12 protein-coding genes are annotated in these 15794 nt (G+C 69.0%); 2 read left to right on the forward strand and 10 right to left on the reverse strand.

The genetic code is table 11. The features are described from left to right. Window positions 1-321: 321 nt before the first annotated feature. On the reverse strand, window positions 322-1458 hold the full coding sequence (locus tag U9J39_RS13910; protein ID WP_111518692.1) for an HPP family protein: 1137 nt from the start codon (window positions 1456-1458) through the stop codon (window positions 322-324). Between the two features lie 159 nt (window positions 1459-1617). Beyond that, complete coding sequence (locus U9J39_RS13915; protein WP_115706124.1) at window positions 1618-2037, reverse strand: Lrp/AsnC family transcriptional regulator; 420 nt, start codon at window positions 2035-2037, stop codon at window positions 1618-1620. A 175-nt stretch (window positions 2038-2212) separates the two neighbouring features. Between U9J39_RS13915 and U9J39_RS13920 the strand changes: the two genes are divergently transcribed. Both U9J39_RS13920 and U9J39_RS13925 read left to right on the forward strand, forming a co-directional pair. Beyond that, entirely contained in the window at window positions 2213-3091 is an 879-nt protein-coding gene (locus U9J39_RS13920; protein ID WP_115708431.1) for a dimethylarginine dimethylaminohydrolase family protein, read from the forward strand. A gap of 16 nt (window positions 3092-3107) precedes the next feature. After that, entirely contained in the window at window positions 3108-4193 is a 1086-nt protein-coding gene (locus U9J39_RS13925; protein ID WP_326347318.1) for an ornithine cyclodeaminase, read from the forward strand. Between the two features lie 52 nt (window positions 4194-4245). Here U9J39_RS13925 and U9J39_RS13930 read toward each other — a convergent pair whose 3' ends face one another. The 8 genes from U9J39_RS13930 to hutC all read right to left on the reverse strand — a co-directional run bounded on the left by U9J39_RS13930 (window position 4246) and on the right by hutC (window position 15730). Then, the gene (locus tag U9J39_RS13930; protein WP_115679566.1) at window positions 4246-4842 is read right to left on the reverse strand and encodes a helix-turn-helix domain-containing protein; all 597 of its coding nucleotides are present in this window, start codon (window positions 4840-4842) and stop codon (window positions 4246-4248) included. A 415-nt stretch (window positions 4843-5257) separates the two neighbouring features. Continuing rightward, window positions 5258-6577, reverse strand: a complete 1320-nt coding sequence (locus U9J39_RS13935) for a sigma-54-dependent transcriptional regulator (protein ID WP_115681389.1) — start codon at window positions 6575-6577, stop codon at window positions 5258-5260. Continuing rightward, window positions 6567-8540 (reverse strand): sensor histidine kinase, encoded by a 1974-nt coding sequence (locus U9J39_RS13940; protein ID WP_326347319.1) that lies wholly within the window; start codon window positions 8538-8540, stop codon window positions 6567-6569. Before U9J39_RS13940 ends, U9J39_RS13935 begins: the two co-directional genes overlap by 11 nt. Before the next feature lie 166 nt (window positions 8541-8706). Further along, complete coding sequence (locus U9J39_RS13945; protein WP_116312231.1) at window positions 8707-10017, reverse strand: dicarboxylate/amino acid:cation symporter; 1311 nt, start codon at window positions 10015-10017, stop codon at window positions 8707-8709. 553 nt (window positions 10018-10570) lie between these two features. Further along, window positions 10571-11554, reverse strand: a complete 984-nt coding sequence (gene hutG / locus U9J39_RS13950) for a formimidoylglutamase (protein ID WP_326347320.1) — start codon at window positions 11552-11554, stop codon at window positions 10571-10573. Further along, entirely contained in the window at window positions 11551-12870 is a 1320-nt protein-coding gene (locus U9J39_RS13955) for an MFS transporter (RefSeq protein WP_116312233.1), read from the reverse strand. Before U9J39_RS13955 ends, hutG begins: the two co-directional genes overlap by 4 nt. Window positions 12871-13068: 198 nt before the next feature. Next, window positions 13069-14754, reverse strand: a complete 1686-nt coding sequence (gene hutU, locus U9J39_RS13960; protein WP_115679572.1) for a urocanate hydratase — start codon at window positions 14752-14754, stop codon at window positions 13069-13071. Window positions 14755-15028: 274 nt separating this feature from the next. After that, complete coding sequence (hutC, locus tag U9J39_RS13965; protein ID WP_172581769.1) at window positions 15029-15730, reverse strand: histidine utilization repressor; 702 nt, start codon at window positions 15728-15730, stop codon at window positions 15029-15031. Between the last annotated feature and the right edge of the window lie 64 nt (window positions 15731-15794).

Genomic DNA, 15794 nt, shown 5'->3' on the forward strand with positions numbered 1-15794 from the left:
GCAGCAGCCGCAGGCGTCCCCGCGATACGGCCGGCAGCAGGCTGCCTACACCCTCATTGGGATTGTCCAATAGTGGGCGATCGCAGGCACTATCCCTGACTCACATAGCGTAGCAGGGTCGAACGGGCACCCACGCCCAAACGGAAAGCACCACCGCCCGAGCCACCAACACCGTGAAATTGATTGCCAGCCGCACAGGCGACGCGCTTTTTGGTTACTTTTTGGCGCTCGGCCAAAAAGTGACTCGCCGGCTACGCCGGCGAAACAGCAGCGCCCGCCAAGCACGACGCCCTACCGCAAGCCAAAAAGCCGCTCCACCCCTTAATCCGGCACCGCCATCACCCCACTCTTCAGCAACGCCGCCACCAGGTCCGACTGCGTCACCATCCCCACCACGCGCCGCTGATCATCGATCACCGGCGCATGATGCAGCCCGCCGTCGGAGAACGCCTGCGCCAGTTCCACCATCGGCTGCTCGGGCCGCGCCGTGACCACGGCATGCGTCATCAGGTTGCGCACGGTGCCGGCCAGACGCCGTGCCCCGGTATCGCGCTGCGCCGCAAAAAAATCGCTTTGCGTGACGATCCCCACCAGCTTGCGCGTCGCGTCCACCACCGGCAGGGCCTTGATGCGATGCCGCGACAACAGATGCCCGGCTTCATGCGCGGGCTGGTCCGGCGTCACCGTGATCACGTCGCGCGACATGATTTCGCCGCACAGCACGTTGCCGAAATGACGGCGATACGCGCGCAACTGCGCCGCCACCAGGATCTGCTCGAGGTCGTCTTCCTCGATATCCAGGAATTCGCCGCGCACCTTCAGCGCCGCATCCAGGTCCGCGCGGGTCACGCCGACGCGCTGGGTGGGCGGTAAGTCCCGGGTGCCATGCTGAACCGCGGGTTCGGGCGGACGATGCGGGTAGCGCCGGCGCGACAGGTTGTTGAAGGCCAGCGCCATCATCAGCATCAGCATCGAATTGAACAGCACCGGCACGGCCACGAAGCCGAAGCCCAGCGCACTGACCGCCGGCCCGCCGAAGACGGCGGTGATGGCCACCGCGCCGCTGGGCGGATGCACGCAATGGAACTGGAACATCAGGGCAATGGCGACGGCGACCGCGACGGCGGCAGCCAGGCCGGGATCAGGGATCCAGCGCGCGCAGGCCACGCCGACCACCCCGGCGATCAGGTTGCCGCCGATGATCGACCACGGCTGCGCCAGCGGTGAGGCCGGCACCGCGAACAGCAGCACCGCCGAGGCGCCCATCGGCGCGACAAACCAGGGGTTGAAGCCGCCCAGGGTCTGGTGGCTGATCCATTCGGTGCAGAGCAGGCCCAGCAGCGCGCCGAAGCAACTTTTGAGGCGCTCCTTGCGGCTGGCAGCGACCGGCAAGGGAACGAATGTGCGCAGCCAGGCACGGGCGTTATGCGCCAGGGCGGAGACGGGGGCGGTTGGCATTCTTGTAACGGGGGGCGCTTTGGAATGGTGCACGTAATATATCACGGGGTGATATATCGGGTTGCCCTTGGTGCAGCGCATCCCGCTGATGGGGCATGCCGCACCGCACAAGGGCACGGCAGGGCAAGCCCGCCCTCGAGAGGTAGCGCCGCGGCGGCCCTATTTATAGGTCGACAGCAGGATGCTGGTCTCGGTGGCGCTGATGCCGTCGATCAGCCGGATCCGGTCGAGCGCGCGGTCGAAGGCCTCGAGCGTGTCGGCGCGCAGCTCGGCGATGATGTCCCAGCGGCCGTTGGTGGTGTGCAGCGCCTGCACGTTGGGCTCGCCGCGCAGCGCCTGCAGCACGGTGCGGGTCTTGTTGCCGTCGACGGCAACCGTCATCCAGGCGCGGATGCGGTGCGCCTCGGCCTCGGGCCGCAGGCGCACGGTGTAGCCGACGATGAGCCCTTCCTGTTCCAGTTTGTCGATGCGGTTCTGCACCGTCGCGCGCGACACGCGCAGCGCCTGCGCCAGTGCCGTCACCGGCGTGCGTGCGTTGTCGCGCAGGAGGGAAATCAGCTGCTGGTCGGTGGCATCCATGGGGCGGGGCGGGGGTGATTGGCAAAGCGCCAGCGACATCTGGCATTTTGCTTAATGGTAGGCGCAAACTGGGCAGTTTGCTGGCTTTTGGCTAACGCGGGCTTGCGCCAGAATTCAATCGAGCGATGGATTTCCAGACGCAACCCCCGCCCCGCCACCCCAACCAGGAGCCGCCGTGATCCAGACCCCGACCATCTTGCTAGTCGAGCCCACCTTCTACGACGTGTCTTACAGCATCAACCCGTGGATGGATCCGGCCGCGTGGGCGCGCGATCCGCACGGCATGCACCGCAATGCGATGCAGTCGTTCCACGCGCTGCGCGACGCGCTCGGGCGCGCGGGCTTCGCGGTGGAGCTGGCGCCGGGCGCGCCGGGGCAGCCCGACATGGTGTTCCCGGCCAACGCCGCCGTGGTGCTGGACGGGCGCGCGTTGCTGGCGCGCTTCCGCTATCCGCAGCGCCGCGGCGAGGAAGCGCCGTTTGCCGACATCTTTGGCAAGCTGCGCGAGCGCGGTCTGCTCGACGAAGTCGCGCTGCTGCCGGAAGGGTGCTACCAGGAAGGGGCCGGCGATTGCATCTGGGACGCGGGGCGCGGCCATTTCTGGGCCGGCTTCGGACCGCGTTCGTCGCACGAGGCGGCGCAGGTGGTGTCGCGCTATTTCGGCAAGGACGTGGTGGCGCTGGAGCTGGCCACCGAGCAGAGCTATCACCTCGACGTGTGCTTCTGCCCGCTGTCGGGCGGCGAGGTCCTGTACTACCCGCCGGCCTTCAGCGCAGCGGCGCTGCGCGAGCTGCGCGCGCGCGTGCCGGCGCGGCTGCGCATCGAGGCCAGCGCCGACGACCTGCGCCATTTCAGCGTCAATGCGGTCAACCTGGACGACCAGGTGGTGATGACCCGCACCACGCCGCACCTGCGCACCGAGCTGGGACGGCGCGGCTACCAGTTGCATGAGGTCGACCTGTCGCCGTTCATGCTGTCGGGCGGCGGCGCCTATTGCATGACCTTGCGGCTGGACCGCAGCAGCGGTCGCGGCGTCGCCGCGGCGGCCGCCTGAGCGCAGGGAGAGGGTCATGAAGAACACCGTCCGATCATTGTTTCTCGACGCCACCGACGTCGCCCGGCTGGTGGCCGCGATCGGCCCGCAGGCCGCCATCGTCGACCTGGCCGTACAGGTGCGCCAGGCGTTCGCGCGCTGGGCCGATTTCGACAAGTCCGCGCGGCTGGCCAGCCATTCGGCGCGCGGGGTGATCGAGCTGATGCCGGTCAGCGACGGCAGCCAGTATGCCTTCAAGTACGTCAACGGCCATCCCCGCAATGCCCAGCACGGCATGCCCACGGTGATGGCGTGCGGCCTGCTGGCCGAGGTGGAAACCGGCTTCCCGCTGATGCTGGCGGACCTGACGCTGGCCACAGCGCTGCGCACCGCGGCTACCTCGGCGCTGGCGGCGCGCGCCATGGCGCGACCGGGCGCGGCCACCATGGCGCTGATCGGCAATGGCGCGCAGGCGGAATTCCAGGTGCTGGCCTTCCATGCGATGCTGGGCGTGCGCGAGATCGCCGCCTATGACATCGACCCCGCTGCCAGCGCGCGGCTGATGCGCAATCTTGCCGCCGTGCCCGGCCTCGCGATCCGGCGTGCCGATTCGATCGAGGCCGCGCTGGCCCGCGCCGACATCGTCTCCACCGTCACCGCCGACAAGACCCGCGCCACCATCCTGACGCCGGACCTGGTGCGGCCCGGCATGCACCTGAACGCGGTCGGCGGCGATTGCCCCGGCAAGACCGAGCTGCATGCCGATATCCTGCGCCGCGCCCGCATCGTGGTGGAGTACGAACCGCAGACCCGCATCGAGGGCGAGATCCAGCAACTGCCCGCCAACGCGCCCGTGACCGAGCTGTGGCAGGTGCTGGCGGGCCAGGCCCCGGGCCGCGCGGCGGCGGACGAGGTGACCGTATTCGATTCGGTGGGGTTTGCGCTGGAAGATTATGCCGCGCTGCGCTGGCTCTATGCCGCGGCGCAGGCGCATCGCGCCGGCACCGCGGTGGAACTGGTGGCGATGCCGCCCGACCCGCGCAACCTGTACGGCTGGATGCTGGCGCAGGCGGAGGGCGGCGGCGCCGGCCGGCCAGTGCCACTGCCGGCGGCCGTGGCCTGAAGCGTGGCCTGAAGCGTGGCCTGAAGCGTGACCCGAGGCGTGCCCCGGGGCTTCAGGCGGCGCGGCCCATCATCAGCTGCGCGCGCAGGAAGCCCTTGACCTCTTCGAGCGAGGGCGTCTTCAGGAACACCATGATGCCCCAGTGCTGCAGGGCATCGGCCACGCCGTCATAGGCCTGGCGGTTGGTGATGACGGCAAAGATGACGTGCTGGCTGGCAAAGAAGTTCTGCAGCTTCTCGACGGTGGCCGACTCGGCATCGTTGAGCTCGTCGACGTAGTAGAGCACCACGCGTGGATGCTCGCTGACCGAGGTGATGACGGTGTCGAGCACATCGTCCACCACCACGCTCTTGAGCGGAAGGCCCCATTTGGCGAGCTGGCCGTGGATGCGCTGCGCCTCCTGGTGGTTGGGGTGGAACACCACCAGGTCGAGCCCGTGCGGCGACGCCGACTCGGGCCCGATGCGCGTCGCCAGCAGGCGATGCACGGTTTCCTTGTGGATGCGCCGATGGCCGCCGTTGGTCTTCCAGGCCCCCAGTTCGCCGCGCTCGACCATCTTCTGGACGGTGCCCAGTGAGACGTTGAGCAGTTTTGCCGCTGTCCGCGTGCTGTAGTAAGGCTTTTCAGCCAGTGCCGGATCAAGTTTCATCCCATCACCCGTAGTCCATAGGCAGTCGCGCCCTCATGGCGCACGCGGCCCCTGGCACTGGCGCCGCGCGTTTGTCACTGCCAACAGTTGACTGACCCTGTGTGCCCGGCCCGCTCCCCCGCCGGCCAGGCTGCTTTTTGTGGTTGTTTTGATCTTTTGTGCATTTCCAGCAAGCGCAGCGCGATCCCAATGTATTGGATGTCTCGATGCTGGATTTGCTGGAAGCTAATAATATGCCGCAAACGACAAAGTATCTGTAGGAAAAAACATAAATCTGCGGGGCTTTTGTTTTTTAACGCACATTGAGTGCGTTGTGATGACATCAGGTTGTCAGTGCAGACCTGCCAGCATCGTCATGGTTCCCATGACTGCAATGTCTGCAGCGCTTGCTGAATTCAGCGGGTGCTTCACAGCTTCACAATCCGTGCTTGCGCACCTTGTCGAACAGCGTGGTCTTGGCCACGCCCAGCGCTTCGCTGGCGCGGCTCAGGTTGCCGTCGTGGCGGCGCATGGCGTCGGCAATCAGCGCGCGCTCGAACTGCTCGACGGCCTGCGCGAGCGGCATGGCCTCGGGTGCGGTGGCGCCCTGGCCGGGGTTGCAGCCGAGGCCCAGCACATGGCGCTCGGCGAGGTTGCGCAGCTCGCGCACGTTGCCCGGCCACGGGTAGGCCACCAGCGCCGACAGTTCCGCCGGCGTGGCCGGCACCGCGTCGCGCTCGAAGCGCAGCGCGGCCTGCGCGACGAAATGTTCAAACAATGCCGGCACGTCCTCGCGCCGCTCGCGCAGCGGCGGCAGTTCCAGCGTGATCACGTTCAGTCGGTAGTACAGGTCGGCGCGGAACTGGCCGGCATCGGACAGCGCGCGCAGGTCGGCCTTGGTGGCGGCCACCACGCGGGTGTTGACCGGCACCGGCTGGTTCGAGCCCAGCCGTTCCACCACGCGTTCCTGCAGCACCCGCAGCAGCTTGATCTGCAGCGGCATCGGCATGCTCTCGATCTCGTCGAGAAACAGCGTGCCGCCTTCGGCATGCTCGACCTTGCCGATGCGGCGGCGCGCGGCGCCGGTGAAGGAGCCGGCCTCGTGGCCGAAGATCTCGCTTTCGAACAACTGCTCGGGCAGGCCGCCGCAGTTGATCGCGACAAAGTTGCGCGCATGGCGCTGGCTGGCCTCGTGCAGGCAGCGCGCGACCAGCTCCTTGCCGGTGCCGGTCTCGCCGTGGATCAGCACGTTGGCGTCGGTGCCGGCCAGGTCGGCGATCAGGCGCCGCAGCCGCTCGACCGCGGGCGAATGGCCGATCAGGCGGGTTTCGAGTTTCTCGCGGCCGGCCAGCCGTTCTCGCAGTTCTGATACTTCCAGCGCGAGCCGGCGCTGCTCCAGCGCGCGGCGGGTGGCATCCACCAGTTGCTCGGGCGAGAACGGCTTTTCCAGGAAGTCGTAGGCGCCTTGTTTCATCGCCTGCACCGCCAGCCCGACGTCGCCGTGACCGGTGATCATGATCACCGGCAGTGCTGGGTCGCGTGCGCGCAGTTGCGCCAGCAGCGCCATGCCGTCCTGTCCGGGCAGGCGGATGTCGCTGACCACCACGCCGGCGTAGCCGGGACCGGCCTCGCGCAGCGCGGCCTCGGCGCTGCCGACGCCGCGCGTGGCGATGCCTTCCAGGCGCAGTGCCTGCTCGCAGCCCAGGCGCACGTCGGCATCGTCCTCGACGACCAGTACGGTCAGATCAGCCGGCATGTTCGGCATCCTGTGAATAGGATTCCAGCGCCAGCGGCAGCACCAGCGTGAAGCAGGCGCCGCCGTCCGGATGGTTGGTGGCGGACAGGCTGCCGCCGTTCTCGTTGAGGATGCCGGCCGACAGCGTCAGCCCCAGCCCCAGCCCCTGCCCGGCGGGCTTGGTGGTGAAGAACGGTTCGAACAGCCGCGCGAAGGCTTCCTCGGACAGGCCGGCGCCGTTGTCGCGCACGGTCAGGTGGACCATGCCCCCGGCCACGTGCGCATGCAGCGCGATGCGCGGGCCAGGCCTGCCGGCCACCGCGTCGAGCGCGTTGCCGAGCAGGTTGACCAGCACCTGTTCCAGCCGGTTGGGGTCGCACACTACCGTTAGCGCCGGGTCGACATCGCGCTGCAGCGCCGGCTGCACCGCCTCGACGCGGGTCTGCAGCAGGAACAGCGCGTTGTCCACCGCCTCGGCGAGTTCCGCCTGGCGCCTGCCGTTGCCGGGCTTGCGCGCGAACGACTTGAGTGCGCCGGTGATGCGGCCCATGCGCTCGACCAGACCGATGATGGTGTCGAGGTTGGCACGCACCGTGGCGTAGTCGCCGCGCTCGAGGAACTTGCCGGTATTGCCGGAGATGGTGCGCAGCGCCGCCAGCGGCTGGTTCAGCTCGTGCGCGATGCCGGTCGACATCTGCCCGACCGCGGCCAGCTTGCCGGCCTGCAGCAGCCCGTCCTGGGTCTGGCGCAGCACGGTCTCGGCGCGGATGCGCTCGGTGACTTCGGCCTGCAGGCGCTGGTTGGTAGTGGACAGGTCGGCGGTGCGCTCGGCCACCTTGCGTTCGAGTTCGCTGTTGGCCGCCTCCAGCGCGGCGCGCGCCGCCAGGCGTTCGTTGATGATGCGCCGGCGCACGTTCCAGGCCGCGCCCAGCAGCAACACGAAGGCGGTCAGCACGCCGGCCAGCGCCGCGGTGTTGAGCGCGGCCACGCGCGCCTGCGAGGTATTGGTCAGCAGCGTCAACTGCCAGTCGGTGCCGGGCAGCGCGGCATGCTGGGCCAGCATCGGCGGGCCGCGGCGCAGGCGCACCAGCTCGTCGCTGCTGCTGCCGTTGCCGTTGTCGAGCTTGCGCACCAGGTCCAGCGGCAGCTGCGGCAGCGGGGCCCGGTTGTACTGCAGGCTGCGCGCCAGGCGCTCGCGCGCCTCGGCCGACAGCGGGCGCAGCGCGGCCAGCTTCCACGACGGGTCCGAGGCCAGGATCACCACGCCGTTCTCGTCGGTCAGCAGCATCTGGCTGTCGGCGCCCTGCCAGCGGTTTTCCAGCGGCTCCAGGCCGATCTTGACCACCGCCACGCCCACCGGGTTGTCGCGCTCGCCCAGCGGCGCCGACAGGTAGTAGCCGGACTCGCTGCGCGTGGTGCCGACGCCGTAGAAGCGGCCCAGCTGGCCCTCCATGGCCGAGCGGAAATACGGGCGGAAGCTCAGGTCTTCGCCGAGATAGCTGTCCGGGCGCTGCCAGTTGCTGGTGGCCAGCACCTTGCCGTGCGCATCCAGCACATAGATCACGCGCGTGCCTGCGCGGGTATTGAGCGCGCTCAGGTATTCATTGGCGCGCGCGGTGCGCGCGGCATCGTCGGGGCGCAGCAGCAGCGCGGCGATGCGCTCGTCCAGCGACAGCAGGCCGGGCACGTAGTCGTAGTGCGCCAGCTCGCTTTCCAGTGCCTGCGTGTACAGCCGCAGTTGCACCTGGCCGCGTTCGGCCTGGCGCGCCAGCGCGCCGTCATAGGTGTAGCGATAGCCGAGCGCGCCCGCCAGTCCGACCAGCACGGCCAGCGCCAGCAGCGCCAGCAGCGGCGCGGCGCCGCGCAGGCCGTGGGGCAGGCGCGCGCCGTTGGCCGCGCCAGGGGCAGCGCAGGCCGCCGAAGCCGCAGGGCTGGCGGCGGGGGCGCGGGGGGTATCGCCGGGAGGGTGTAACGGGCCAGTCATCAGGTGTTGGGCGAGGCAGGTGGCATAGCCGCCGCGCCGGCAATGGCTGGAGCCGGGCGCGGGAGCCTACTTTTACCACACCAATGGGGGGTGCCGGCCGCCGCAATGCAAAAAGGCCCGGTTGCCTGATCGGCAACCGGGCCCCTGGCACGCCAGGCGGACGGTGTTACTTGGCCGCCAGGGCCTGGGCAGGTGCCAGGCCGGTGGTGGTATCCGCGGCGGGTTCATCCTCCTCGGACGTTACCGGCGCGCCGATGGCGCCTTCGCTTTTGGCGACGACGGCGGTGGCAATCGCATTGCCGAGCACATTGGTCACGGTGCGACCCATGTCGAGTACGTGGTCGATGCCAAGCACCAGCAGGATGCCGGCCTCGGGCAGGCCGAACATCGGCAGCACGGCGGCGACCACCACCAGCGAGGCGCGCGGTACGCCGGCGATGCCCTTGCTGGTGACAAGCAGGACCAGCAGCATGGTGATCTGCTGGCTCAGCGACAGCTCGATGCCATACACCTGCGCCACGAACAGCGCGGCAAACGAGGTGTACATGATCGAGCCGTCCAGGTTGAACGAGTAGCCCAGCGGCAGCACGAAGTTGGTGATGCGCTCCTTGACGCCGAAACGGGTCAGCTGGTCGATCACCTTCGGGTAGGCCGATTCGCTGCTGGCGGTGGCGAAGCCGATCATCAGCGGCGCGCGCATCTGCTTGAGCAGGCGGAACACGTCACGGCCCAGGAAGAAGTAGCCGCCGGCGATCAGCGCCACCCACAGCAGCGCCAGCGCCAGGTACAGGCTGCCCAGCAGCTTGGCGTACACCACCAGCACGCCCAGGCCCTGCGCGGTGATCACCGCCGCGATCGCGCCGAACACGCCCACCGGGGCAAATGCCATCACGTAGTTGGTGACCTTCAGCATCACGTCGGCCAGGCCCTCGATGCCCTGCAGCACCGGCTTGCCGACGCCGTCCTTGACGGTGCCCAGCGCAAAGCCGAAGAACAGCGAGAACACCACGATCTGCAGGATCTCGTTGTTCGCCATCGCCTCGACGAAGCTCTTGGGGAACATGTGCGCGATGAAGTCGCGCAGGTTCAGCGCCCCGGTCTTCAGGTTCGAGCTGGCGTCCGCGGCCGGCAGCGCCAGGTTCATGCCGTGGCCGGGCTGCAGCAGGTTGGCCATGACCAGGCCGAGCAGCAGCGAGGTGACCGAGGCGCCGATGAACCACATCATCGCCTTCATGCCGATGCGGCCGACGGCGCGGCCATCGCCCATGCTGGCGATGCCGGCCACCAGCGTCGCGAACACCAGCGGGCCGATGATCATCTTGATCATCCGCAGGAAGATGTCGGTCAGGATGGACAGGTGGTTGGCAATCGATTTGGCGGTGGCAGCATCCGGCGCCAGGTTGTGCGCGGCGGTGCCGGCCAGCACGCCTAGCAGCATCGCAATGAAGATCAGGGTGGGCAGTCGATTCAGTTTCATCGTGGATCAGGCCTGTGCGACCGTTCCCGGGAAGGGACGGGCGACTGTATTGCAGGAAGGCTGGGCGACGTCGGGGCGCCGGGCCGGCCGTGTCAGGGTTCAGCGCGGCAACAGGTGCCGGGGGTGCGCCGGGATGGCGACGGGGGTGGGCAAGGCGGGGTCGGTCATGGGTGTGTCCTCCTTTGTTTTTTCGGCATCGGCCGGGACGCTGGGGGCGTGCCGGCGTACCTGTCTGGCGCTGTGAGCGGCGGCCTATATTGCACGCGCCGTGCCAGCACAGAGGTCTCGCAGGAGCACTGCAAGCCATTGAATGCAAAGGAGAAAATAAAGTGATTCCGGCGCACGGTTCGGGAAACCGGATGATCTGGCGGAAGCCCGTTCGGTAATCCGAACGGCGTTCTAGGTGTAAACCCTGGGGTTTTGGGGGCGGAGGGGGATGGTTTGCCGCAGGCTTGCTCCCCTCTCCCGCAGCGCGGGAGAGGGGCCGGGGGGAGGGGCCGGTGGGGAGGGAAGAGAGAGTAAGCCGTCGCGGGACGAGGACCGTGCCGCTTGTTCAGCCGCCCAGCAGCCGGTAGCACAGCCTTGCCGCTACCCGCGCGCCGCAGCCGTCGCGGTCGTACAGCGGGTTGAACTCGGCAAGGTCCGCCACGCGCAGCTTGCCGCTGTCGCGCAGCAGCGTGGCGATGGCCTCGACCACCGCCAGCGGCACGCCGTAGGCGGCCGGGGCCGAGACGGCGGGCATGACCGCGGCGGGCAGCACGTCGAGGTCGATGCTCAGGTAGACGTGGTCGGCATCGGCGACCCAGCGCTCCAGTTCGGCCAGGCGCGCGTCGAGGTGGCGCTCCTGCAGGTCGGTGTCCTCGACCTGGCGCACCCCCAGCGCGTGCGCGCGCGCGAACAGCGCGGCGGTATTGGCCAGCCGGCTGACGCCCAGGCAGGCGTAGTCGAACGGCAGGCCGCGTTGCCGGCAGTCGTCGGCGATCTGGTCGAACGGCGTGCCCGAGCTGCCGGGGCGGCTGCCGCGCAGGTCGAAATGCGCGTCGAGGTTGACGATCAGCACGCGGCCGCGGTCGCCGCGCGCATCCAGGTGCAGGCGCAGGCCCTGCCACGTGCCCCAGGCCACTTCATGCCCGCCGCCCAGCACCAGCGGCCAGGCGCCGACCGCCAGTTCGGCGGCGACGGCGCGGCCCAGGCGCTGCTGCGCGGGCTCCAGCGCATCGCCTTCGCAGTGGATGTCGCCGCCGTCGATCAGGCGGCCGATGCCGTGCGCCGGCACGCCGGCCAGCGCGCGGCGGATCTCGCGCGGGCCGGCGGCGGAGCCGGGCCGGCCCTGGTTGCGCACCACGCCGGCGTCGCAGCAGAAGCCCAGCAGCACCGGCACGCCGGGCGTGCGCGGCGTGGCGGGGCCGGTGACGATCTCGAACAGGCGGCGCGTGTCGCCGGCCTCGCCGGTATCGCGGCGGCCGCGCCAGACCATCTCGTGGCCGCTGACGGCGGCAGCGTCGGTGGCCGGCGCGAAGTCTGCCAGGTCGCTCATTTCAGCCGCCGCCCCAGCGTTTCGGGCACCATCAGCAGGCCGAGCAGCGACACCAGGCCGCAGCCGATCACGTACAGCGCCGGGGCGTTGGCGTCGCCGGTGGCCTGGATCAGCTGGGTCGAGAAGTACTGCGCGAAGCCGCCGAAGATGGCGATGGCGACGCAATAGGCGATCGACAGGCCGGTGGCGCGCAGGCGCTTGGGCAGCACCTCGCTGACCAGCACCATCGATGCCGGCGCGGTCATCGACATCGGCACCGACAGGCATGCCACCACCACCAGCAGCCGCGCCAGCGAGGGCTCGGCATTGATCAGCACGAAGGCCGGGTAGATCATCGCCAGCAGCGCCACGCGCGACCACAGCACCACCGGCTTGCGGCCGACGCGGTCGGCCAGCCAGCCGGCGAACGGCGACAGCGCCACCTGCACCGCCGCGGCGACGCAGCCCGCCCAGATGCCCAGCGACAGCGGCATCTTCAGCACGCTCACGGCGTAGTTGCTGAGGTAGTAGACGACGATATAGGTGGAAGAGGCCAGGCCGATCATCAGCAGGATGCTGGCAAAGACCTCGCGCGCATGCTGGCGCAGCAGCGGCCATTGCGCGGCGTGCTCGCCGTGGTGCGCGGGCGTGGCGGTCTCTTCCAGGCGGCGGCGGATCAGCAGGCCGACCGGGATCACCAGGATGCCAATCAGGAAGGCCAGGCGCCAGCCCCAGGATTCCAGCTCGGCCGGCGCCAGCAGGTTGCTCAGCACCAGCCCGGTGACGGCGCCCAGCAGCGCCGCCAGGCCCTGGCTGAACGGTTGCCAGGCGGTATAGAAGCCGCGCGTGCGGTCGTCGGCGTATTCCAGCAGCAGCGCGGTCGACGCGCCCATCTCGCCGCCGATGGCGAAGCCCTGCACCAGCCGCGCGATCACCACCATGATCGGCGCCAGGATGCCGATCTGCGCGTACGGCGGCGTGACCACGAAGATCAGCGAGCTCAGGCCCATCAGCCACAGCGTCAGCGCCACCGCGGGCTTGCGCCCGGCACGGTCGGCATACATGCCGATCAGCAGGCCGCCGAGCGGACGCATCAGGAAGCCGACGCCGAAGGTGGCGAACGACATCAGCAGCTGGCCGCTGGGGTTGTCGACGGGAAAGTACAGGCGGCCGATCAGCGTGGCAAAGAAGCTGTAGACCACGAAATCGTAGAACTCGAGGCCGTTGCCGATGGTGATTGCGGCAATGGCGCGGGTGCGCGACAGGGCTGGGTTGTGGGCGCCGGCCTGAGCGCCGGCTACACCATCGTAGGCGGGCGCAGTGGTATTGGATGGCATGCGGATTGTCTCCCGGTGAGGCTTGGTGTAATCAGCTTGTTTTCTCCCCTCTCCCACGCAAGTGGGAGAGGGGCGGGGGTGAGGGCGGGAGTTTCCACGAAGTGGGGCGTCATCATGCTTGGCGCACGCCGCCCCTCACCCCCTGCCCCTCTCCCGCAAGCGGGAGAGGGGAGCAAACATTGGGTTCTTGAACGCTCGTCAGCCGCGCAGCATCGGCAGGTCCAGGCCCTGCTCGCGCGCGCAGTCGACGGCGATCTGGTAGCCGGCGTCGGCATGGCGCATCACGCCGGTGGCGGGGTCGTTGTGCAGCACGCGGGCGATGCGCGCGGCGGCTTCATCGGTGCCGTCGCACACGATCACCACGCCGGAATGCTGCGAGAAGCCCATGCCCACGCCGCCGCCGTGGTGCAGCGAGACCCAGGTCGCGCCGCTGGCGGTGTTCAGCAGCGCGTTCAGCAGCGGCCAGTCGGAGACGGCGTCCGAGCCGTCCTGCATGGCCTCGGTCTCGCGGTTGGGGCTGGCGACCGAGCCCGAGTCCAGGTGGTCGCGGCCGATCACGACCGGCGCCGACAGCTCGCCGCTGCGGACCATCTCGTTGAACGCCAGGCCCAGCTTGGCGCGCAGGCCCAGGCCGACCCAGCAGATGCGCGCCGGCAGGCCCTGGAAGCTGATGCGCTCGCGCGCCATGTCGAGCCAGCGGTGCAGGTGCTCGTCATCGGGGATCAGTTCCTTGACCTTGGCGTCGGTCTTGTAGATGTCCTGCGGATCGCCCGACAGCGCGGCCCAGCGGAACGGGCCGATGCCGCGGCAGAACAGCGGGCGGATATACGCGGGCACGAAGCCGGGGAAGTCGAAGGCATTGGCCACGCCTTCTTCCTTGGCCATCTGGCGGATGTTGTTGCCGTAGTCGAAGGTCGGCACGCCCAGCTTCTGGAAATCCAGCATGGCTTGCACATGCGCGGCCATCGAGGCCTTGGCGGCCTTCACCACCACGGCCGGCTCGCGCTGGGCGCGCTCGCGGTATTCGTCCCAGCTCCAGCCGGCGGGCAGGTAGCCGTTGAGCGGGTCGTGCGCGCTGGTCTGGTCGGTGACCATGTCGGGGCGCACGCCGCGGCGCACCAGTTCGGGCAGCACTTCGGCGGCGTTGGCGCACAGCGCGATCGAGATCGCCTTGCCTTGCGAGGTGTAGCGGTCGATGCGGGCCAGCGCGTCGTCCAGGTCAGTGGCCTGTTCGTCGACGTAGCGGGTCTTCAGGCGGAAATCGATGCGGCTCTGCTGGCATTCGATATTGAGCGAGCAGGCGCCGGCCAGCGTCGCGGCCAGCGGCTGCGCGCCGCCCATGCCGCCCAGGCCCGCGGTCAGCACCCAGCGGCCCTTCAGGTCGCCGTGGTAGTGCTGGCGGCCGGCTTCGACGAAGGTTTCATACGTGCCCTGGACGATGCCCTGGCTGCCGATGTAGATCCAGCTGCCGGCGGTCATCTGGCCGTACATGGCCAGGCCCTTGGCGTCGAGCTCGTTGAAGTGTTCCCAGTTGGCCCAGTGGGGAACCAGGTTGGAGTTGGCGATCAGCACGCGGGGGGCGTCGCGGTGGGTGCGGAACACGCCGACCGGCTTGCCCGATTGCACCAGCAGGGTCTGGTCGTCTTCCAGGCGGGTCAGGGCTTCGACGATGCGGTCATAGCATTCCCAGTTGCGCGCGGCGCGGCCGATGCCGCCGTAGACCACCAGTTCCTTCGGGTTCTCCGCGACCTCGGGATCGAGGTTGTTCATCAGCATGCGCAGCGGCGCTTCGGTCAGCCAGCTTTTCGCCGTCAGCGTGGTGCCGCGCGGGGCGCGGATTTCGGTGTCGCGGAAACGCGTGGATTGGGTCGGGGTCTGGGTCACGGGAAACTCCTTCGGTCTTGCGGATCTGGAACGCGCGCTTTGGGTCAACGCATAGGCATGTATATTCCTGTATATACAAGTTGGGTTGAATCGGGGTATTCCCGAAGGGCGTTCGTTGCCGTTGTGTCGTTTGAGGCGCTTATGCGCGCGCGACCGGCGGCAGTCGGCGTAGAACCGCCTGCTCGATTACCTGGACCCGAGAGGCAGCGCGGCGACGGTGGTCGTGATCACGATCCGCGCAGCGTAAGGGCCAGCGCGCCGGCCGCTGCAAGGATCAGGACGTGAACCGGCCTTCCAGCCGATGCAGCGAACCGGGATGCACCAGCCGCACCGACGTCACCACCCGGCCGGCGGACCAGGTGCGGCGGCGGATCAGCAGGCACGGCTCGCCGCGTTCGATGGCGAGCAGTTCGCACTCTTCCGCCAGCGCCAGCACGGCCTCGACCACGTGCTCGCCCTCGGTCAGCGGGGCGATGCGCGACAGGTACTGGTAAGGGGTTTCGCTGGTGAAATCCTGCGCCAGGTAGTCCGGGGCGACCGCGGCGTTGACATAGCGGTCTTCCAGCTGGATCGCCACGTCGTCCTCGTAGTGGACGATCACCGAATGGAACACCCGCGCCTCCAGTGCGACCTCCAGTGCCGCGGCCTGCGCCGGACCCGCGCGCTCGGCCGCCAGGCTGACCACGCGGGCGCGATGGCGGTGCCCGCGCGCGGCGATGTCGTCGGCGATATTGTTGACGGCATACAGCGCGGTGCGCCGCTTGGGTTCGGCAACGAAGGTGCCGACGCCCTGCAGCCGCACCAGCATGCCCTCGGCGGTCAGCTCGCGCAGCGCGCGGTGCACGGTCATGCGGCTGACGCCGAGCGCCTCGACCAGCTCGGTCTCGGACGGCACGCGGTGATGGGGCGGCCAGCTGCCGTCAGCAATCCGGCTGCTGATGTGCTGCTTGACGCGCGCATACAGCGGCGCCGGCATCGGGTCGGACACGAGCGACAACGGGTTCCCCTTGGTTTCGGCCAGGCGGCCAGGCGGCCAGGTG

Origin of the sequence: Cupriavidus sp. SS-3, from assembly GCF_035818815.1 — a bacterium.
GTDB lineage: Bacteria > Pseudomonadota > Gammaproteobacteria > Burkholderiales > Burkholderiaceae > Cupriavidus > Cupriavidus taiwanensis_C.